The following is an 18,418-nucleotide window of genomic DNA, read 5'->3' as shown; positions in this document are numbered from 1 at the left end:
CTCACCGGCGGTTTCTCTCCCGCGGCAGGAGGGGCAGCAGGTCCTTGAAGTAGGTCTTGTCCCCGATGTCGGTGTGGACCTTGCCGCCGGGGCCGAAGTATTTCCACTCGTGGCAGCCGTAGCAGATCTGTAGCACGCGCTGCTGGCCGCCCTTCGTCCACACGAGGGCGTAGTCCGGATGGAAGCCGTCGCAGGTGGTCTTGACCGCCTGCGCTTCATGCGAGGCGGAGCGATTGTAGATCTCGAGCACTTTCATGGCGGTGCCTTCCGAAACTTCGACGGGCTGGGAGTGGAACTTGAAGCCTTGGAACTCGACCCAGCCGCCTTGCTTCACCTGGCGCTCGTACTTCGCCTTATCGCCAAGCGGGTGGGCGAGGCCGCGATAGACCTTTACCTGATTCGCGGACTTCTTGATGTCGACTTCCGCACCCCATTGGGCGTGCATCTCGGTAACGCGCATGGGTTCGCCGCCCTTCCAACAGCTCTGGGTGGAACAGGAAGCGAGGAGCAGGGCGAGAGGGATGGCGAGGAGCTTCATGAGAAGGAGACGCTAGCACGGAGCTGAGAGCTGTCACGCGGGAGGATGGGATGGCTTCACCCTTCCCTGAATCTCCTCCAGCTTCGCCAGAGCGTCAGGGTGGGTTCCCTTCACCTCGAACCAAGCGTCGCCTAGCGTGATCACCCGGGAAGGGCCCCGGCCCGGGATAATGTCCATGAAGAGGCAGACGAGAGCCAGCATTCCCACGTCGATCTGGCCATGGAGCCCGAACAGATCCCACTTCCACTGGATGCCATAGTTCAACGAGGCCCAGAACACGGCGATGAAGATAACTCCGGAAAGCGCCTTGCGGATCATCACGCTCCGTTCCGAGCGCCTCGAACGGAAGATCATCAGCTTCACTCTTTTCGCGAAGAGCCCGGGCAGGAAGATTGCCAGCATGATGAGCACGACGCCGATGCTCCAATCAAGCTTGGTCAACTGAGTGGCAATCACAATACCCAGAAAGAGGACAGGCTTCACCCATAGCGGAAGCGACTCCAGAACGATCGAACTGCGAACTCCAAGTTCCGTTTGCGGGTCTCCGCAGACGCAGACATCCGGCAAGCTGGCCATATTCCGCACCTGCAAACGCCCTGAAGTGATGCGCCACAGGGGACCGGTGCTGGGAGGAAGCTCGTCCCCGACGTGGACTGCGGGCGGAGCGTAAGGATTGGGTTCGTTCACCTTCTCCGCCCCCGGAAGCGGTTCCGCGGGTCTTCCTCCGGGGTTTCCTTGTCGCGGTAGCGGAGAATGCCCTGCTGCTTGAGATTGCGGATGAAGGCGCGGGCGTCGTTGGACACGTCGCGATCGTAGGCCAGCGTGCCTAACAGGCCGTCGCCTTTCTCGACGCGATCCAAGGCATTACCGGCCTTGTCGGCGGCGCGTGAGATGGAGGCGACTGCCTTCGGGACGTCGCGCAGGGCAGGCTCGAGCTGATCGATGCGCTCGCCGGCCCTAACGAAGGTGCCGTCCGCGGAGTTCGCGGCCTTCTTGATCGCGTCGATGGCTTCGCGCGCGTCAACGATGGTGGGCTCGAGGGTGGCGCTGGCCTTGGCCCACTCGCCAGTGGTGGCCTCAAGATTCGCGAGGGTGCCGTCGATGCGCTTGAGGTTGCCCTCCGAGAGAATCGACTCATTGATCTTCTCCAAGGTGTCCGCCAAGCGACCGGTGACGATGCGGACGTCATCCACCGCCGAGTCGAGCTTGAGAAAGGTGGACTCCGCCTCCTGCATGAGCCGGCGGGCATCGCGGCTGACCGCTTCGGCGTTGTTCTGGATCGCGTCCAAGCCGGAGGGCCCGCCGCCGCGCAGGACGGAGCCGGGCTCGATGAAGCGGCCGGTGCTGGTGCCGCCTTCAGGTGGCGTGATGACGATCATCTTGTCCCCGAGCAGGGTGGCGGAGGCGATCTGGATCATCGAGTTCTCCGGGATGCGGATCGGCTCGTCGATGTTCATCAGGACCTGGACCTTCACGTTCTCGTTCAACTCCGGATGATCCGCCACCTTCCCGATGCGGGCGCCGCCCATGCGGATCTCCGAGCCCTTGATCAGGCCGGAGGCGTCATCGAATACGACCATGAGCTGGTACTTCCCGCGCATGCGATCGCTGAAGCGGCCGAACTGCACGGTGAGCGCGCCCAGCAGCGCGAGGCCGATGAACACGAACACTCCGACCCAAAGTTCGGTCTTCCGCTTGGATTCACCCATGCGCGCGTAGTCTCGCCACTCGGAGGCCGCGAAGCAAGGGCGATCAATTCCACGCTTCGCCGGAATCGCCGTCGACGAAGGGGCGGAGGACGGGGTCACGGGTCACGCGCAATTCCTCCGGCGTGCCGGTCCAGTGGATGCGACCCTCCTGGAGGAAAATCACGCGGTCCGCGATGTGGAAGACGCTGCGCATTTCGTGGGTGATAACGACATTGGTCATGCCCAGATCGCGCTGGAGGTCCTTGATCAGGTGATCAATGGAGTCGGCGGTAATGGGGTCGAGGCCGGCGTGGGGCTCATCGTAGAGGACGCAGGCGGGGCGGCCGACGACGGCGCGGGCGAGAGCGACGCGCTTGCGCATGCCGCCGGAGAGGTCCGAGGGCATCTTCTTCTGCTGGCCCGGGAGACGGACGATGTCCAGCGCCTCGCCGACGCGCTGGGCGATCTCCTTGTCGTTCTTCACCCCGGCCTCGCGGAGGGAGAAGGCGACGTTTTCCTCGACGCTCATGGAGTCGAAGAGCGCGCCGTTCTGGAACATGATGCCGACCTTGCGGCGGATGGGTGCCAGCTCGCGCTCGCCGAGGTGGGAGATCTCTTCGCCGTCGATCTCGACGCTGCCTTTCCATGGCCGGAGGAGGCCGGGGAGGTGCTTCAGCAGGACGGACTTGCCGCCGCCGGATCCGCCGAGGAGGACGAGTGTCTCGCCACGCATGACCTCCAGGTCGACGCCACGCAGCACATGCTGCGAGCCGAACTTTTGCTCAAGCCCGCGCACCCGGATGAAGGCCTCGCCCATGCGCAGAGCCTAAGTGAGGGGCGGCAGATACCTCAAGCTTCTCCGCGCCATCTGGACAGGCGGGCGGGGAGCTCGGGCCCGATCCCGGTGCCGGCGGGGAAGTCCCGGGTGAGCTCTACCACGGTCGGGACCCTGCCCCATGCGGTGACGCGGAAGACCTCCGCCGCGCGGCCGGGCTTGAGATTCAGTTCCCGGTTCTTCCGCTCGAAGCGTTGGCGCAGGGCGGCGGTCCATTCTCCGAGCCATGCGGGTGCTGCAAGGTTGTGTCTGCCGACCCAGGGTAGCCATTCGCAGATCTGGGATTGGTGGCACCAGGAGAGACGGGCGATCAGGTCGAACACTTCCTCCACGTCGACGGTTAGATCGCAGGCGTTCGCGCCGCTCATGTAGGAGTCGTGGACGTTCAGGATCACAGGCACTGTGCAGGTTTCGGAAGTGGTTTCGTCCGCGGGATATTCCGGGGTGAAGGCGTGGGGAACGTTGATCATGTACGCCACGCGTCGTACTGCTTCCGCCACGGTCTGGTGGTCGTTGTGGATGCCGACGAGGGGGTCGCTGGCGAGGGGCGGGCAGAAGAGGTAGTCGGGCTCGAAATCGCGAATGGCTTTCCACAGGGCGGCGTGGAACTCGACGGATGGCTGCAGGCAGGCTTCACGGGGGATGCTGCCATCGTGCAGGCGGAGGGGGACAAACTCGTAGCCGCCGAGGCGGGCGGATTCCTCCTGCTCGGCCAGCCTCAGGGCACCGGTTTCCTCGCGGGTGCGGAAGTGGTGGCCGGCCCTCCCATCCGTGCAGACGAGCACGCGGCCGCGGAAGCCCGGGAGGGTTCTCCGCCAGCGCTCGAAGGTTCCAGCAGCGGTGAACTCGTAGTCGTCATAATGCGCGTGAACGAAGAGAGCCCTCATCCCTCCCACCCTGCACGGGGAGCCCATTCAGAGGAATCTCGAAATGCTCCACTCCGAGGGCGGAGCCTGCTGCTTCACAGTCGCGAGCTTACCTGCGAGCCAGCCGGAGAGGACGGTGAACTTGAAGCCGTGACCGCTGCAGGCCGAACAAAGCACGATCCGCTGCGAGCCGGGCGCGCGATCCACGATGAAACGCTCGTCAGGCGTGATGGTGTAGAGGCAGGATTGAGCGGAGACGATCTCGCCTGTTAGATCAGGGAAACGTTTCACGGCATGTTCCATTGCGCGAGAGGTCCACTCGTCCATTACGGGGCGCCCCGCATGATCGGGATCGAAGTCCCGGCCTGCGTCGTGCGAGGCGAACTTCATGCCGGAGATAACGCCGTCGCTCGGGAAGCCATAGTATTCGCTGGGTTCTTCGATCCATACCGGCATGCGGTCCGGAGCGAAGTGTCTTTCGTTGCTTCCGATCGCGGCGTAGATGACTTGTCGCAGGGCAGTGCGTAGGGGAAGCTTCAGCGGCGCAAGAAATTTGCCGAGCCAAGGCCCGGCGGTCACGACGACGGTGTCGAATCGTTGGGTGTTAGCATCGGTCGAGATTGTTACCCCTTGAGCACCCTCTTCGATTGACCTGACGGCGGTGTGTTCGTGGATCAGCGCTCCATTTTGCGTCGCCAGTCTCGCTTGAGCCTGCACGCAATTGGCGGCCCGGAGGAAGCCGGAGTCTTTCTGGAAGACCGCCACGTTGCCGATACCAATGTCGATCGCCGGATAGCGCTGCGAAGCTTCCTCTCGAGTGAGCAACTCGTAATCCAGCTTCGCCTCTTCCAAGGAAGCTCGGGTGGCGATGATCTTCTCATCGTACTCCGGACCGAAGGTGATGCCGCCGCATTTCACGAAGAGCTCTTCCTGCGCTTCCCTCTCCAGATCGTCCCAGAGTTCGTAGGCGCGTGCCATCATCCGGGTATGGAAGGGGTCCGGATAGGTCCGCCGGATGATGCGGCTGTGGCCATGGGAACTACCGCGATCATGGCCGATCGCGAACTGCTCGTAGCCTACGACCTCGTGTCCCGCCTGTGCGAGGAAACGCAGGGCAGCCGAACCGCTGCCACCTACTCCGATCACCGCGACTTTCATGATCCGTTTCTCGGGACAAGGGCTCCGGGTCCCCATAGATCACGGATGATCTGAAGTGCTTGCTTCACCCGCTCCTCACGGCTGCCGCGTAGGAGGAACCATGGAGCCGGCTGCGACTTCAGAGATCCCTCGAACCACTGGTGCATCTCATGCCGCAGATGCTCGCCATCGCGCAGCCCATCTTGCACGAAAGGGATCTCATCTCCGGTGAGAAAATAGAGGTCCGCCCGGCAATTTGCCGCGAAGGTCTCCAACTCGGGAAATGGCCTGCCAACATAGCGGCGGTGCCACTGCACGGTTGCGAAGGAATTCGTGTCGCAAATCAGGATGCGGTTCGCCTCCCGCGCCGCCGCGTCTTCACGACGGGTTTGCTCACGGACAATGTCCATGAACTCTTCCGATCGCCATTCGGATTCGCCGCCAGCCTGTTTGATCGCGCTGTACTCGCGGCCATACTCCCCTACCCAGCTCGTGCCGATTGTAGCGGCGAGGTCCATCGACAGGGTCGTGGTGCCGGTGGACTCAGCACCCAGGATCACGACCCGCTTGGCATACCACTCCCGAAGCGGTGGATCCATGAAGTCCCACATGGCGAAAGGGTCACTTCGCACCGCCGTGCCACTGCAGGGCACAGCGATCCGGGCCTGATCCACCATCACATGCTTGCTTCCCATGTAGGAGGCGTAGCGCTCGCCGTAGTCTTCAGAAGTGAAAACGACGTCCGGCGCACGGCCGAGCCAGCCGATGGTGTTCTCCGCCCACACGCGCGAGTCGTTCTCGTCGTAGCGGTCGTCGATCAGCATCACTTCCGCCTGCGGCACCATCTCGCGCAACCAGCCGGCTCGCAGTTCGGGAGGAATCGGATCCACCGGCTTGCCGCAGACGATCACCACCACTCGCTCGCAGCGGCTGAGTGCGGTCTCGATCAGATAACGGTGGCCACGATGCGGTGGCAGGAACTTCCCAACCACCACGCCGAGACCGAAGCGCTCGCCGCTCATGCCGGCTGGGTTTGAAGTTCCTTCCTCCATCGCTTCAGCCCGAGGATACACAGGACGATGAAACCCGCATAGAGTGCGGCAGTCAGTGGCAGTTCCTTGGAGGCATATAAGGGAACATAGATGAGATCTGCGGTGATCCACAGCCACCAGTTCTCGATTTTCTTCCGGCAGAGCAAATACTGGGCGGCCAAGCAGATCACGGTGCTGAGCGCATCCCAGAACGGTGCCGCCCCGTTCACCTTGATCAGCAACTCGCGCAGGCCCCAGGTCCCGGCGATGAGGAATACCGCAATGGCGATCCACTCGACACGCGATGCGTGAGAGACCTTCAGCTTCGAGCGGTTCTGCCCGCCGTGGAGCCATGTCCACCAACCCCAGATCCCGAAGGCAAGGTAAACGCCCTGCAGTCCACAATCGGCATACAGCCGCGCGCGCCAGAACAGGATCGCGAAGAAGATGTTGTTCGCCAGCCCGATCGGCCAGTTCCAAATGTTTCCCTTGGTGACCAGCCAGACGCAAAGGGCCCCGGTGGCGAAACCCCATGCCTCCGTGAGATCGAGCGGCAGCCACTTCAGCCAAGCGGAGAGCAGGAGAAGAGCCGACAAGGCCGGAACCAAGATCGTGTCCGGCGAAATTTTCTTCTCCTGTTCCAGACTGAGACCGGTGCTTTCCATGCTCAATTCGCTTCGCGGATCTTCACTCCCTTCGATCGCATCTCCTCCACCGCCTTGTCGACATCGCCGGGTGTCAGGTTCACGCCTCGGCTTGCTGCGAGATCGAGCGTTACCTCGAAGCCTTCCGCGAGGGCATCCAGCGCCGTGAACTTCACGCAATAGTCGGTAGCCAGGCCGCAGACAGTCACGTGCTTCACGCCCTGATCCCTCAACCATTCGCCCAAGCCCGTCGACTTGCGGTGGCCGTTATCGAAAAGGCCGCTGTAGCTGTCGATGGCGGGATCTGTGCCTTTCTGAAAGACTTTGGTGATGCGTCCGCTATGGAGCCCAGGGGCAAACTCCGCGCCGCTCGTACCTTGTTCACAGTGGGTCGGCCACAGCACCTGAGGCAGGCCATTGAGATCGGTCACCTCAAAGAGCTGCTTGCCCGGGTGATTCGCCGCGAAGCTGCCGTGATCGGAGGGGTGCCAGTCCTGGGTAGCGACGATGATCCCGAAATCATCCATCAGACGATTGGCGCGCGGGATGACCTGATCTCCTTCCGGCACCGCCAGCGCACCGCCGGGGAGGAAGTCATTCTGGATATCCACGAGGATGAGTGCGTTCTCGTTCATGCTGCTTCGTAAAGTCGTTTGCCAAAGTCGAGGATCAGCTCGCGCTGGTGGAGCGTCTCAAGCCATGCGGCAGGAATTCCCTCCAAGCCGTAATAGGCTCCTGCGATCTGACCGTAGATAGCGCCGGTGGTGTCAGCGTCATCGCCCAGATTCACCGCCAACAAGGCACCCTCCTTGAAGTTGTCCGAGTGATAGAAGGCCCACAAAGCCGCTTCCAGCGATTGCACCACGTAGCCCGTCCCGCGGATCGCAGGCGGCTGCTTCTCTTTGAAAGATCCGTGGGCCACCGCACGCAAGGCAGGATCATCCAGCCTCAGCGTTCCGAGCGGGCTATAAAGAGGTCCTAACACCTCGTCTTTTCCCGCTCCGTGGATCAACGCCCAAAGAATGCCACCCAGATAACGGCAGGCATCCAAGCAAGCCGGCGCTTGGTGAGTGCTGCGCGAACTCTCCACCGATTGCTTCACCGCGTCGCCAGCCACCTTGTAGTAGATCGGCACCGGTGCCAGGCGCATGATCGAGCCATTTCCTGCAGCGTGGGGGCTGGCACTGCCGCTGTCCGGCTTCCCCGTCCTCAGAAATGAGGCCAAGGCAGCGCTCACCGTGTTCCCGATGTCGAAGCACAAACCCGTAGCGCTCAAATAACCCTCTCGCCACCAGCGGACATACTGGTCGGCTTGGTCGCGCAGATCGAAGCCGCCGCACTCCAGCAAGCTCTCCGCAAGGCAGAGAGCCATCGAGGTGTCATCGGTCCACTGGCCCGGTTTCAGATGGAAGGGGCCGCCACCAACGATGTCATCGATTGGCTTGAAGCTACCGGGACTTTCGAATTCAAGAGTCGTGCCCAAGGCATCTCCTACCGCGAGCCCGGCGAGGCAGCCCATCGCGCGATCAAGCGCGCCTGTATCTCCGATTACGTTCATTCTTCTGTGGCCAACTCGGCCTGATAGATCTCCAAATCTTTTGCCGAGAAGCAGCAAAAGGTCACATCGAGCGGGTACTCTCTCACATAGTCCACGACGGTTCGCACCGCGATCGCAGCCGCCTCCTCGATCGGATATCCATAGATGCCTGTGCTGATCGCCGGGAAGGCAATCGAGGTCAGGGAATGCTCCACGGCCAGGTCCAGCGAGTGACGGTAGCAGTTGGCCAGCTTCTCGGCCTCGCCACGCGTCCCGCCATTCCACACGGGGCCTACGGTGTGGATCACGTGCTTCGCCGGGAGCTTGTAGCCCTTCGTAATCTTTGCCTCGCCGGTCTTGCAGCCGCCGAGAAGCCGACATTCAAAGAATAGATCCGGCCCCGCCGCCCGGTGAATGGCGCCGTCCACGCCACCGCCGCCGAGCAAGCTGCTGTTCGCCGCATTGACGATGGCATCCACCGCCAGCTTCGTGATGTCGCCCCGGACTGCTTTCATAGCTCGGCAAGTTCTTCCTGAAAGCCACCGCTCAAGATCGGCCAGCGACACCAAGTCTTCGGATCGAGGTTCTCGTCATCCAGATGGAAGCCGGGTGCATAACGCTCGCGCTTCCACTGGTTCCGGCTCCAGAGCGTGAAGAAGCGCTTCACCCACTGCTTACGCGTGTCCTCCGGATATTGGGGGAAGACCAATGCCAGAAGCTCCAGCACCGCGGCCGGGCTCTTACGATCACGGATCGAAGCGCGCTCGATGAAGTCCAGCACGGGATAGGGCATGAGGTCCTTCTCATCCGTCTGCGCTTGATCGCCCGGCCTCAGTTCCGCGGTCGGCTGCTGCGAGTTCACCACCGACAAGGCGGGGATCGGCAGCCTCCGATCGCCAAGCAAGGGGCCCGTGGTCTCCAGCCAACGCAGCCACTCGCGCAGGAAGGCCTTGTCGATCCCCGAGATCGGCGCGAGGCCGCCCGAGGTATCGCCATCCATCGTCGCATAGCCCACGGCCGCCTCGCTGCGGTTGCTGGTCGAGAGGAGCAGGGCATTGCGCAGGTTCGCCAGCATCCAGATCCCGGGCGAGCGCACGCGCGCTTGGATGTTCTGCAGGGAGATGTCATGCCGCTCCCAGCTCAATGCTTCCCCGTAGGCCGCTTCGATCATCGCCACGTAGGCCTTGTGGATCGCCGCGATATCCAACTCGCGATGTGTGGCGCCCAGCGCTTCCGCCAATACCGCCGCGGCGTTGCGTGTCACCTCGCCGCTATTCTCCGTCCCCTGATACGCCGTGAGCAGTAGTCCGCCGAAACTCTTGGCCCGGAGCTTGCCGCCAAAATCGTCGCCGAGTTCGGCCTTCGCGAGATCATGCATCAGCCGGACCAGACAAGCTGCAGCGGCCGAATCCGCGCCGCCGCTGAGCGAGATGACATAGCCGTTCGAATGGCTCTTCCGCAGGTAGTCGAAGAGGCCCAGCGCCACGGCATGGGTGAACTCCTCCATCTTTCCGTCCATCGCTTCATCCGGCAGAGCATGCTTCTCAAGCGCCGGGCTGAGCTTGGGCCATCCGAAGCCTGTGCGGATCAGTCCCGGATCGGCATCCGCCGGCAGGGCTGGCCGATGGCTGGCACTCCGCGACAAGGCCAGCCTGCCGCTCGATAGATCCACGCCGGCTGCGAGCACCCGGTGGTCCTTGAAGCCGAAACGCGGGCTCTCCGCTATCACCCGCCCGTCATGCGCCAGCAGAAGCTGGCCGTCGTAGATGACGCGACCCGCTTCATTTCCAAGCAGGTTCGAGTAAACGTAGGCGGCCCCGAAGGCACGCGATCCTTCCGCGACGAAGCGACGGCGGATCTCCGCCTTCCCGAAAGCGAAGTGGCTGGCGCTGGGATTCAGGATCAGGTCCACCCCGCGTGCCGCCAGCTTCGCTCCCGGCCGGTCCGCCACCCAGGCATCCTCACAGATCTCGAAGCCCATGCGGACCCCGCCGACATCGAAGACCAGATCCCCGATCGGCACGCTTTTACCATCCGCGGTAAAGTAGTCATCCCGCACTCCGCCTAGCCAAGGCTTGAACCAGCGTGGCTCGTAGTGAATGCCATCACCGGCGAGATTCTTCTTCGCGGCCAAGCCTAACAGTTCTCCGTCGGCCACCACCGCCGAGCAGTTGAACAGGGCGCGCTGATGGAAGACGGGAAGACCCAGCGCAAGCACCAGACCCTTCGTTTCCGGGAGAAGCTTCTGCAGCATCTCCCATGCGCGTTCATGCGTGGACGGGGCGAAGAAGGCATCCTCGCAGCCATAGCCTGTGAGGCAAAGTTCCGGCAGGCAGACCAGCGTCGCGCCCGCATCACGGGCATCGCGGATGGCGGCGCGGATGCGCAAGGCATTCCCGGCCCAATCGAGCGGGGTTTGATTCAAAGCAACAGCAGCGAGACGAACGTTCATGGTTTTGGAGATCCTTCTATCAATCCTGCGATTTCATCCAAACTTGCTCATGGGAACTTCCGCGTCACCTCGATCTTGCCGACGATGTAGCGATTGAACTCTTCCAGCTCTTCAGCCGGAACCCAGAGCTCGGCATGTTCCCTACCCTCGACGGTCTGGATCGGGAATCTTTCCAGATACCGCGAATCCACTTCGAAGCGAGTCACGAATCCCGACCCTGAAGCAGGGACATTCCAGTCCCGTGCGATCTGGATCGCATACGGCTCGTTTGTCACGGGATAGAATATCGGCTGATCGGGCAGACGCGGCGGAAAAGCAAGCCAACCGCTGTCCTCGATGAGCTTGAGTTCCTCCGGCCCAACCGGGCGATAGAGTGTCGTCGTCATTATATTGGTATTGTCAGTGATACGGGAGGGCAGCCGTAATCGAAGAGATCGAGACCTACATTTGCAGCCGCATCCTCCCGGCCCGGACGATAGACCGTCTCAAAGGGGATGCTCAGCCCGTGATTACCAGCGCTCACGCGCGTCCTCTGCGCGGCGACAAAGTCCGAGATGTCTTCGATCCGAATCAGTTCCCTCTCTGCATAACGGCGAAGCATTTCACCGCGCAGCCCGAGCTGGATCGCGCGGCGCTTCTGCGATGTGCCATCCGGCGCATGGTCCGGGTCCCACTGTAGCCTGACCTCGGATCTCTCCAGATCAGCCTTCCACTGGTCGGTATCGCGATAACGTGTCGAATCGAAACTGGAGACCACTGCGGCGGCCAACATCTCGTCGAAGAAGCTGCGCGGGATCGTCACCGCTAAGGTGATTTCCTGGCCCTCCTTCGTCCCCCAGCCCGAGCGATACATCATCCACAGGAAGTTCGGCTTGATCCAGCTCATGCGGCTGAAGCTGAAATCCCCGCCTAAACGCTGGTTCTCAGCCGCATAGCGACCAATCGCAGGCCGATAGGCCTGATAGACCACCACCGAATCCTCATCGTGACTAGCGAGGATATGACGACCCTCTGCCGGCCAGGTCGTCACGACTTCATTGTAATCGGCCAGCTTCATGGGAACTCGATGAATTGCGGCGGCACGGCATCCGTGAGCCAGACCCCGTTCTCCGAGACATAGAACCCGTAGCCCGCCGCCGACATCTCGGCAGCACGGATGGTGAGGATCAGGGCTTCTCCCCGGCGTTGGCCCACCTTGGTCGCGGTCTTCAGATCCGGGCTGAGATGGACATGATGTCTGGCGCCTTTGTTCAGTCCGCTTTCACGGATCGACTCGATGAACTTCGGCACGGTGCCGTGGTAGAGCCGGTCCGGCGGAGTGCCGACCGGCAGGGCCAGATCCACCTTCACCGAGTGACCTTGGTTGGCGCGGATCCGCTTGCCGTCTTCGCTCAGCGCGAAGCGCTGCTTGTCGGAAGTCCGGACGACTTCCAGCAGGGTTTCGTAACTGAACCTCTTCCCGCGGCGCCCTGCCGCATCGATCAGTTCACGGCAATCCGTCCACCCGTTTTCATCGAGGGTGATGCCGATCTTACCCGGCTCGTGGCGTAGCACGAGGCTCAGGAACTTGCTTACTTCTATCGTTTTCACTGTTTCTTTTTTCCATCAGCGGAAGCTCGCCAGTAGGCGTTCCCGCTCTTGATACAATCCCTGCTCAAGACCCGCAGGGTAGGAGTGGGGATTCGCGAGACGCAGAATCCCCGGGTGCAGCTTCGCCAGCGCCGCCTGGCAACGCTCGCGGGCGGCAGCCAGCGGCTCCGGTGCAAAGACGCGTGCCCCTGCTTTCATTGCCGGTTGGAGCACGTCCTTGTAGACCGTGCCCGCGGCGATCTTCTTGCGGCGGATGGGATCGGACGGATCGACGATCTCCACCTCGCCCGAGATACTACGATCCACATCGTAGATCGCATCCCCTACCAGCATGCCCTCGCTCTCGAAGCGGCGGACCTGCAGGCGACCCGGGATTGAGCTCTTCGCGGTCTGTTCGCTGAGCTTGATCCGCGGCTGCCAGCTACCGTCGGCCTTCCGGAGTGCGGCCAGTTTGTAGACGCCGCCCAGTGCGGGTTGATCCGCCGCAGTAACGAGATTCGTGCCGACGCCCCAGGTATCGATCCTGGCTCCTTGGTGGCGCAGGCTCTCGATGATGTGCTCATCCAAGTCGTTGCTTGCCACGACCTTCACGTCCGGGAAGCCCGCGGCATCCAGCTTCGCCCGCGCCTGCTGGCTGAGCCAGGCGAGGTCGCCCGAATCGAGGCGGATGCCATTCAGTTCGTGGCCTTTCTCGCGCAGCTTGCGGGCAACGGTGATCGCGTGGTCCACGCCCTTCAGCGTGTCGTAGGTATCCACCAGCAGGGTCGAGTTGTCCGGCATCGCCTCGGCATAGCGTTCGAAGGCTTCCAGCTCGTCATCGAAGGACATGACCCACGAGTGGGCGTGCGTGCCCAGCACCGGGATGCCGAAGCGCTGGCCCGCGAGAACATTCGAGGTGCCCGTGCAACCGCCGATCCATGCCGCCCGGCTGGCCGAGTAGCCGCCATCCGGACCCTGCGCGCGGCGGTAGCCGAACTCCACCACCGGCGATCTCGCCGCCGCATGACAGACGCGGGCCGCCTTGGTCGCGACAAGGGTCTGGAAGTTCAGGATATTCAGCAACGCCGTCTCCGCGAGTTGAGCGTGGAGGATGGGCCCCTGCACCCGCAGCACCGGCTCATGGGCGAAGACCAGCTCTCCCTCCGGCACGGCATCGATATCCAACTTCAGCCTCAAGTCCCCGAGGTAGCCTAGGAACTCCTCCTTGAAGAGCGGCGTGGCCGCCTTGGTCTTGAGGCCCGCGAGGTAATCGAGCTCCGCGGTGCCGAAGCGGAAGGACTCCAACCATTCGAGCGCGGGCTCCAGGCCGGCGGCGATGGCGTAACCGCCCTTGAAGGGCAGGCGGCGGAAAAAGAGGTGGAACACGCTCTCCTGCTCCGCGGTAGCGGCCTGCCAGTAGGCGGCTGCCATGGTGAGCTGATAGAGATCGGTCTGAAGCGGACTGTTCGTGATCATAGTTCGAAAAGAAATCCTTTGCTACGGAGTGCCTCGTACTTGTCGTGATCGAAGCGGTGGAGCCGGGCAGGACGGTGTGAACCGCCCGCGAAGCCCTGGGTTTCCACGACGAAGTCGAATGCACCCAATTTCTTGCGGAAGTTCCGCTTGTCCAAGCCCCGCCCGAGGATGGCTTCGTAGAGTGCCTGGAGCTGGGTAAGCGTGAAGCTCTCCGGCAGAAGCTCGAAGCCGACGGGCTGGTAGCGGATCTTTCCCCGCAGGCGTTCGAGCGCGGTGGTGAGGATCACCGAATGGTCGAAGGCGAGTTCGGGGAGCTTGTCGGCGGGGAACCATGCCGCCTCGCTGGCGTCGGTATCTCCCCGGGCGGGATTCCGGTCCGGCCGGACGAGGGCGAAGTAGGCGACGCTGACGACCCGCCCGCGGGGATCGCGCCCGGGGGCGCCGAAGGTTTCGAGCTGCTCGAGGAAGACGCCCTTCAGGCCGGTCTCTTCCTCCAGCTCGCGGCGGGCCGCGGCTTCCAGGTCTTCCTCCATGTGGACGAAGCCTCCGGGTAGGGCCCACGCGCCGAGGAAGGGCTCCAGACCGCGGCGGATCAGGAGCACCTGCAGCCCGGCCCCGTCGAAGCCGAAGACGACGCAGTCCACGGTGAGGGCGGGGCGGGGATACTCGTAGGTATGGGCCATCGCTCGGGGAGAAGTAAGTGTCGTTCTTACACTAAGTCAAGCCGGACTTTTTTCTGACCTCTCCCACCTTGCGCGACGCTATCCGGGTGGCTTTGATCCTTCTTGGTTCCGCATGCAGCAATTCCGTCATCTCCTCGTACCCTTCGCCATCGTGGCAAGTGCCACAGCGCAAACGGAGAGCGCGGATTCGTTGAACACCAAGGCAGTGGCTGCGGCAGAAGCGGGCCGCTGGGAGGAGGCGCTGGCGCTCTATGACCAGTGCATCGAGGTGCACGGGGAGAATGCCTTGGCCAAGTTCGGTCCGTCCTTCGGGGTCACCTGGTATCGGAAGGGAATGTGCGAGATGCGGCTGCAGCGCTGGGAGGCGGCGGCGCGGTCCTTCGAGATCTGCTACCGCGACTTCCCGAACAAGGCGAAGACGAAGGGCAACCGCTTCAACAAGACCGCGCTGGTGCGCTGGGGCGAGGCCACGCGGGCGGCAGGACGACCGCAGGAGGCCCTGCCGCTTTTCAAGAAGTTCCTGAGCGAGCGGGATCGCCAGACCGACGAGTTCGATCCGGCGAACTACTACATTCAGGTGGCGCTGTGCCACCTCCAGCTCGGTGAACTGGTGCTGGGAACGGAGAACTTGGAAACCGCGGTGCGAAACAAGGGCGGCTTCGCCACGCCCGACACAGGGATCGTGGCCGCGCTGCAGAGTCTGGTGGCGACGGCGATCGCGAAGAACGACGGTGCCACCCTACGGGGATTCTTTGAGCGGAACCGCGAGGCGCTGGCGATTCCGCCGGCGGAGATGGCGGCGTACATGGATGTCTTCGTGAAGCTGGCGACCGATGCGCTGGGGGCCGGGATGGAGGGCGCCGCGGTGGCGATCTTCCACCTGATCCCGACCAGCGAGGCGATGGCGAAGGATCTCCGCACCAAGCTGGAGACAGCCAGCGACAAGACGGCGCTGCAAGCACGGCTGGATGCGGTGGAGCAAGCGCGGCGCGACGGGGTCTCGCACGACGTGCTGCTGCTGGAGACGAATGCCACTTATCAAGAGAAGCAGGGTAACTTGGCGGCGAGCAAGGCGGCCTTCTCCGAACTGGTGGAGCGCTACCCGAAGGCACCGCGACGGACCGATCACCTTTTCCATCTGGTGAGGATCAGTGCCGCTCTGGGCGACACGCAGGAGGTCGAGAAGCAGGCCGGGAAATTTCTGTTAGGCCATCCCGATTCTCCGCAGGCCCCGGCGGTGAAGCGGATGCTGCTGGTGACTCTATACGAGCAGAAGCAGTTTGAGCCCTGCATCAAGATCGCGGCCGAAATGCTGCCGGCACTGGCGGAAGGTTCGGCGGAGCACGATCTCTGCCTGCGGGTGCTGGCGGGCAGCTACGAGCAGACCGGGCGCTTCGAGGAAGCACGGCCGCTGCTGGAGCGGCATGTGACGCTTTACCCCGCGAGCCCCTATGCGCAGACGACGCAGTATCTGCGCGCGAGCAATCTGGTGGAACTGAAGCAGTGGGAGGAGGCCGCGAAGCAGCTCGACGAGTTCATCGCGAAGCATCCCGATGCCGCGGCCAATCCTTATCTGCCCGTGGCCTTGCTCGACCGGGCCGAGTGCCATGCTTCGCTGGAGCAGGATGGCGCGGCGCTGGAGAAGCTCGCCCGCTTGGAGAAGGAATTTCCCGGTTCGGAAGCTCTGGCCAACGCGCAATCGCTGAAGAGCGAGCTGCTGCTCCGCCAAGGCAAGGATGAGGAAGCGGAGAAGTCGCTGGCGGAGGCGTTGCAGCAAGCGGAGAAGCAGGAGCAGAAGGAAACCGCCGCGAATCTCCTGCTGCACCTGGTCACTTTGATCGGCAGCAAAGACTCATCGCGCTGGAAGGATGCCCTGCCCTACTGCGAGCGCTTCTGGAAAAGCTACTCCGATCTCCCGAAGATGAAGGCCCGCATGGCGGTGGCCCAAGCAGAGATCTATTTGCAGGCAGGGCGCGGCAAGGAAGCGCTGGAGCGTTTGAAGGAATGCTTCGGCGATGAGGCTCCCTCCGAGGCATTGATCCGCCTCTACGCACGACTCTGCGCGAAAGAGCACGGAACCGAAAGGTTGAAGCAGGACTTCGCCGCGCTTCCCGGGATCAAGCCGGAGGACAAGGCCACGCGAGCCGTCCTGAAGATCGCGCTGATCGGGGAGCTTGAAGCGAAGCTCCCGGACCCGGGTGCGAGACAGGATGCGGAAGCCCAGCTCAAGTCGCTCTATCAGGAATTGAAGAGCGAGTTCGAAGCGAAGGATCTACCGGCGAGCGTTCTCTTGCGCACGGGCGATTTCCTGCGGCTACAAACCTCCGCACCGCGCCAAGCACTGCCCTACTATTCAGAAGCCCTGGCGCGGAACGATCAAGCGCTGCGCTTCCCGGCTCTACTCGGGCGGGCCACTATCCTGGCGGAAGGCAGCAAGGAAGAGCGGGCCGGGGCGATCAAGGATCTCCAAGAAGTGGTCGCGGGAAGCAAGGAAGTGAGCGAGAAAGAAGACGCGCTGTATTGGCTGATCATGAGCCGGATGAAGGACAGCGATTTCGCCGCGGCGGCAGAAAGCGCCCAAGCTTATCTCGCTCCCGATTCCGGCTTCCAGCGGCTGACGCCCGAAGTACGGCTGGCGCTGGCCCGCTCGTTGCAAGAGCGCGGGATGATCGACGAGGCGCTGGCCAGCTATGCGCAGGTGTGGAGCGACTCCCTCGAGGCGACCCGGGTATCGGTCTCCGCGATGCGCTTCTGGATGCAGATTTCGTGGACGCGCAACTCCCCTGCCAATGGCAGCGAGCGGCCGCGCAGCGATCGCCAAGCGGCCTATGACGAGGCCGTGGCCTTTCTCGAAAGGACGAAGCCGCTCTACGACAAGATGGCATCGATCGACCAGGAAGCTTGGCTCGAAATCGAGAAGCTGGTCGCCGAATTCGCCGCGACCACCGATGTGAAGCCGGTGCCGAAGCAGGTCGAGGCAGGCAAGCCGAAGTGAGTCACTACCTCAGCGGCGCGAGCAGAAGACGACCGGCGCGGCGGCGGAGGATGAAGTTCCCGGGGAGATTGACTGCCGGTGCGGCGGAGGGATCGAGCAGACCGAGGCAGCGGTTCACCGCATCCCGGGACAGATCGGGAACGCCGGAAGTACGAAGATAGGCGTAGATGCAGGCTGCCTGGAGCGCGCGCGGCAGGGTGAGCAGCTTGGGCAGATGCAGCCGGCCTTGCGGGTCGATGGCATCCGCCTGCTTCACGGCCCATGCCTCGATGACCCGGAAGTCTTCCGACGCCCCGGAAGCCCGGACGAATGACTCGGCCGGATCGCGCTTCGCGATCTCGGCGAGCAAGGGAAGTGCTTCGTTCCGCAAGCGATTGCGAACCGCGAAAGGCTCGGCATTGGTCGCGTCTTCCCGCCATGACAACCCCTTCGACTCCAGCCAGGTGCGCAGCTCCGAACGGCGGTGACCGAGAAAAGGTCGGATGCACTCCATCGGCCGCCCGCCCATCGGCAGGGTCTGGACCTCCTTCATGCCGGAGAGTCCGCGGCTGCCGCGGAGGAGATTCCACAACAGGGTCTCCGCCTGATCATCGTAGTGGTGGGCGAGCAGCAAGCGCGGGCAGCGGTGCTTGCGCGAACAGATCGCGAAGAAGGCATGCCGTGCCTCGCGGGCCGAGGTTTCGATCGAGTGACCCTTGTCCGCTGCCAGTGCTTTCACCGCCGCCTTTCCTACTTCGCAGGGATAGCCGAGCTCTGCCGAAAGCTTCTGGACGAAGCGGGCATCGCCGGCGGAGGCCTTGCCCCGCAGACCGTGGTCGAGGTGACAGACCACGACTTCCCGGAAGCCGCTGCGATGCAGGTGATGCAGAAGGGCGACCGAATCCGCGCCACCGGAAATGCCCGCGAGATAGCGCCGGCGCTTCGGCGCTTCGCGAAACCAGGCGATGTCCGGAATCGGCATGGCGGG

The 18,418-nt window shown here is 63.0% G+C and carries 19 protein-coding genes; 1 reads left to right on the top strand and 18 read right to left on the bottom strand.

Annotated elements, in window-relative coordinates; all coding sequences use genetic code 11:
* Nucleotide 1 precedes the first annotated feature (1 nt).
* The 17 genes from OJ996_RS07965 to OJ996_RS07885 are packed head-to-tail and all read right to left on the bottom strand — an operon-like array spanning nt 2 to nt 14,456.
* Nucleotides 2–538, bottom strand: coding sequence for a hypothetical protein (locus OJ996_RS07965; RefSeq protein ID WP_264513009.1), 537 nt, complete (start codon nt 536–538; stop codon nt 2–4).
* 33 nt (nt 539–571) lie between these two features.
* Complete coding sequence (locus OJ996_RS07960; RefSeq protein ID WP_264513008.1) at nt 572–1,225, bottom strand: hypothetical protein; 654 nt, start codon at nt 1,223–1,225, stop codon at nt 572–574.
* Nucleotides 1,222–2,247, bottom strand: a complete 1,026-nt coding sequence (locus OJ996_RS07955) for an MlaD family protein (protein WP_264513007.1) — start codon at nt 2,245–2,247, stop codon at nt 1,222–1,224. The genes OJ996_RS07960 and OJ996_RS07955 overlap by 4 nt, the downstream gene beginning before the upstream one ends.
* A 43-nt stretch (nt 2,248–2,290) precedes the next feature.
* Nucleotides 2,291–3,043, bottom strand: a complete 753-nt coding sequence (locus OJ996_RS07950; RefSeq protein WP_264513006.1) for an ABC transporter ATP-binding protein — start codon at nt 3,041–3,043, stop codon at nt 2,291–2,293.
* A gap of 32 nt (nt 3,044–3,075) precedes the next feature.
* Entirely contained in the window at nt 3,076–3,948 is an 873-nt protein-coding gene (locus OJ996_RS07945) for a PIG-L deacetylase family protein (RefSeq protein ID WP_264513005.1), read from the bottom strand.
* A 27-nt stretch (nt 3,949–3,975) separates the two neighbouring features.
* Entirely contained in the window at nt 3,976–5,085 is a 1,110-nt protein-coding gene (gene solA, locus OJ996_RS07940) for an N-methyl-L-tryptophan oxidase (protein ID WP_264513004.1), read from the bottom strand.
* Nucleotides 5,082–6,086, bottom strand: a complete 1,005-nt coding sequence (locus tag OJ996_RS07935; RefSeq protein ID WP_264513003.1) for an AAA family ATPase — start codon at nt 6,084–6,086, stop codon at nt 5,082–5,084. Before OJ996_RS07935 ends, solA begins: the two co-directional genes overlap by 4 nt.
* Nucleotides 6,083–6,760 carry a nicotinamide riboside transporter PnuC gene (pnuC, locus tag OJ996_RS07930; protein ID WP_264513002.1) on the bottom strand — a complete coding sequence of 226 codons (678 nt, stop codon included), beginning with the start codon at nt 6,758–6,760 and terminating at the stop codon, nt 6,083–6,085. Before pnuC ends, OJ996_RS07935 begins: the two co-directional genes overlap by 4 nt.
* 2 nt (nt 6,761–6,762) lie before the next feature.
* Complete coding sequence (gene pncA / locus OJ996_RS07925; RefSeq protein ID WP_264513001.1) at nt 6,763–7,374, bottom strand: bifunctional nicotinamidase/pyrazinamidase; 612 nt, start codon at nt 7,372–7,374, stop codon at nt 6,763–6,765.
* Nucleotides 7,371–8,297 (bottom strand): ADP-ribosylglycohydrolase family protein, encoded by a 927-nt coding sequence (locus OJ996_RS07920; protein WP_264513000.1) that lies wholly within the window; start codon nt 8,295–8,297, stop codon nt 7,371–7,373. Before OJ996_RS07920 ends, pncA begins: the two co-directional genes overlap by 4 nt.
* Nucleotides 8,294–8,791 carry an O-acetyl-ADP-ribose deacetylase gene (locus OJ996_RS07915; RefSeq protein WP_264512999.1) on the bottom strand — a complete coding sequence of 166 codons (498 nt, stop codon included), beginning with the start codon at nt 8,789–8,791 and terminating at the stop codon, nt 8,294–8,296. The genes OJ996_RS07920 and OJ996_RS07915 overlap by 4 nt, the downstream gene beginning before the upstream one ends.
* Nucleotides 8,788–10,728 carry an NAD(+) synthase gene (gene nadE / locus OJ996_RS07910; RefSeq protein ID WP_264512998.1) on the bottom strand — a complete coding sequence of 647 codons (1,941 nt, stop codon included), beginning with the start codon at nt 10,726–10,728 and terminating at the stop codon, nt 8,788–8,790. Before nadE ends, OJ996_RS07915 begins: the two co-directional genes overlap by 4 nt.
* A gap of 47 nt (nt 10,729–10,775) precedes the next feature.
* Entirely contained in the window at nt 10,776–11,114 is a 339-nt protein-coding gene (locus OJ996_RS07905) for a hypothetical protein (protein WP_264512997.1), read from the bottom strand.
* The gene (locus tag OJ996_RS07900) at nt 11,114–11,785 is read right to left on the bottom strand and encodes a DUF4291 domain-containing protein (RefSeq protein ID WP_264512996.1); all 672 of its coding nucleotides are present in this window, start codon (nt 11,783–11,785) and stop codon (nt 11,114–11,116) included. The genes OJ996_RS07905 and OJ996_RS07900 overlap by 1 nt, the downstream gene beginning before the upstream one ends.
* Nucleotides 11,782–12,318, bottom strand: coding sequence for an RNA 2'-phosphotransferase (locus tag OJ996_RS07895; protein ID WP_264512995.1), 537 nt, complete (start codon nt 12,316–12,318; stop codon nt 11,782–11,784). The genes OJ996_RS07900 and OJ996_RS07895 overlap by 4 nt, the downstream gene beginning before the upstream one ends.
* Nucleotides 12,319–12,333: 15 nt before the next feature.
* Complete coding sequence (locus OJ996_RS07890) at nt 12,334–13,773, bottom strand: nicotinate phosphoribosyltransferase (protein ID WP_264512994.1); 1,440 nt, start codon at nt 13,771–13,773, stop codon at nt 12,334–12,336.
* A complete protein-coding gene (locus OJ996_RS07885) occupies nt 13,770–14,456 on the bottom strand; it encodes an NUDIX hydrolase (protein ID WP_264512993.1) in 687 nt (228 codons plus the stop codon). The genes OJ996_RS07890 and OJ996_RS07885 overlap by 4 nt, the downstream gene beginning before the upstream one ends.
* Before the next feature lie 112 nt (nt 14,457–14,568).
* Between OJ996_RS07885 and OJ996_RS07880 the strand changes: the two genes are divergently transcribed.
* The gene (locus tag OJ996_RS07880) at nt 14,569–17,451 is read left to right on the top strand and encodes a tetratricopeptide repeat protein (RefSeq protein ID WP_264512992.1); all 2,883 of its coding nucleotides are present in this window, start codon (nt 14,569–14,571) and stop codon (nt 17,449–17,451) included.
* Nucleotides 17,452–17,455: 4 nt separating this feature from the next.
* On the opposite strand, the gene tilS is transcribed toward OJ996_RS07880, so the two are convergent.
* On the bottom strand, nt 17,456–18,412 hold the full coding sequence (gene tilS, locus OJ996_RS07875; protein ID WP_264512991.1) for a tRNA lysidine(34) synthetase TilS: 957 nt from the start codon (nt 18,410–18,412) through the stop codon (nt 17,456–17,458).
* Between the last annotated feature and the right edge of the window lie 6 nt (nt 18,413–18,418).

This window comes from Luteolibacter rhizosphaerae, assembly GCF_025950095.1.
Classification (GTDB): Bacteria; Verrucomicrobiota; Verrucomicrobiia; order Verrucomicrobiales; family Akkermansiaceae; genus Haloferula; species Haloferula rhizosphaerae.
The sequence above is the reverse complement of the archived record's forward strand: the minus strand, read 5'-3'. Positions and strand labels throughout refer to the sequence as shown.

Excerpts from the sequence above, each read along its gene's own strand:
- OJ996_RS07945 (WP_264513005.1), bottom strand. The coding sequence starts at position 3,948 with ATGAGGGCTCTCTTCGTTCACGCGCATTATGACGACTACGAGTTCACC.
- OJ996_RS07905 (WP_264512997.1), bottom strand. The coding sequence starts at position 11,114 with ATGACGACGACACTCTATCGCCCGGTTGGGCCGGAGGAACTCAAGCTC.
- nadE (WP_264512998.1), bottom strand. The coding sequence starts at position 10,728 with ATGAACGTTCGTCTCGCTGCTGTTGCTTTGAATCAAACCCCGCTCGAT.
- solA (WP_264513004.1), bottom strand. The coding sequence starts at position 5,085 with ATGAAAGTCGCGGTGATCGGAGTAGGTGGCAGCGGTTCGGCTGCCCTG.
- pncA (WP_264513001.1), bottom strand. The coding sequence starts at position 7,374 with ATGAACGAGAACGCACTCATCCTCGTGGATATCCAGAATGACTTCCTC.
- OJ996_RS07965 (WP_264513009.1), bottom strand. The coding sequence starts at position 538 with ATGAAGCTCCTCGCCATCCCTCTCGCCCTGCTCCTCGCTTCCTGTTCC.
- OJ996_RS07890 (WP_264512994.1), bottom strand. The coding sequence starts at position 13,773 with ATGATCACGAACAGTCCGCTTCAGACCGATCTCTATCAGCTCACCATG.
- OJ996_RS07880 (WP_264512992.1), top strand. The coding sequence starts at position 14,569 with ATGCAGCAATTCCGTCATCTCCTCGTACCCTTCGCCATCGTGGCAAGT.
- OJ996_RS07885 (WP_264512993.1), bottom strand. The coding sequence starts at position 14,456 with ATGGCCCATACCTACGAGTATCCCCGCCCCGCCCTCACCGTGGACTGC.
- OJ996_RS07955 (WP_264513007.1), bottom strand. The coding sequence starts at position 2,247 with ATGGGTGAATCCAAGCGGAAGACCGAACTTTGGGTCGGAGTGTTCGTG.
- OJ996_RS07935 (WP_264513003.1), bottom strand. The coding sequence starts at position 6,086 with ATGAGCGGCGAGCGCTTCGGTCTCGGCGTGGTGGTTGGGAAGTTCCTG.
- OJ996_RS07920 (WP_264513000.1), bottom strand. The coding sequence starts at position 8,297 with ATGAACGTAATCGGAGATACAGGCGCGCTTGATCGCGCGATGGGCTGC.
- OJ996_RS07950 (WP_264513006.1), bottom strand. The coding sequence starts at position 3,043 with ATGGGCGAGGCCTTCATCCGGGTGCGCGGGCTTGAGCAAAAGTTCGGC.
- tilS (WP_264512991.1), bottom strand. The coding sequence starts at position 18,412 with ATGCCGATTCCGGACATCGCCTGGTTTCGCGAAGCGCCGAAGCGCCGG.
- OJ996_RS07900 (WP_264512996.1), bottom strand. The coding sequence starts at position 11,785 with ATGAAGCTGGCCGATTACAATGAAGTCGTGACGACCTGGCCGGCAGAG.
- pnuC (WP_264513002.1), bottom strand. The coding sequence starts at position 6,760 with ATGGAAAGCACCGGTCTCAGTCTGGAACAGGAGAAGAAAATTTCGCCG.
- OJ996_RS07915 (WP_264512999.1), bottom strand. The coding sequence starts at position 8,791 with ATGAAAGCAGTCCGGGGCGACATCACGAAGCTGGCGGTGGATGCCATC.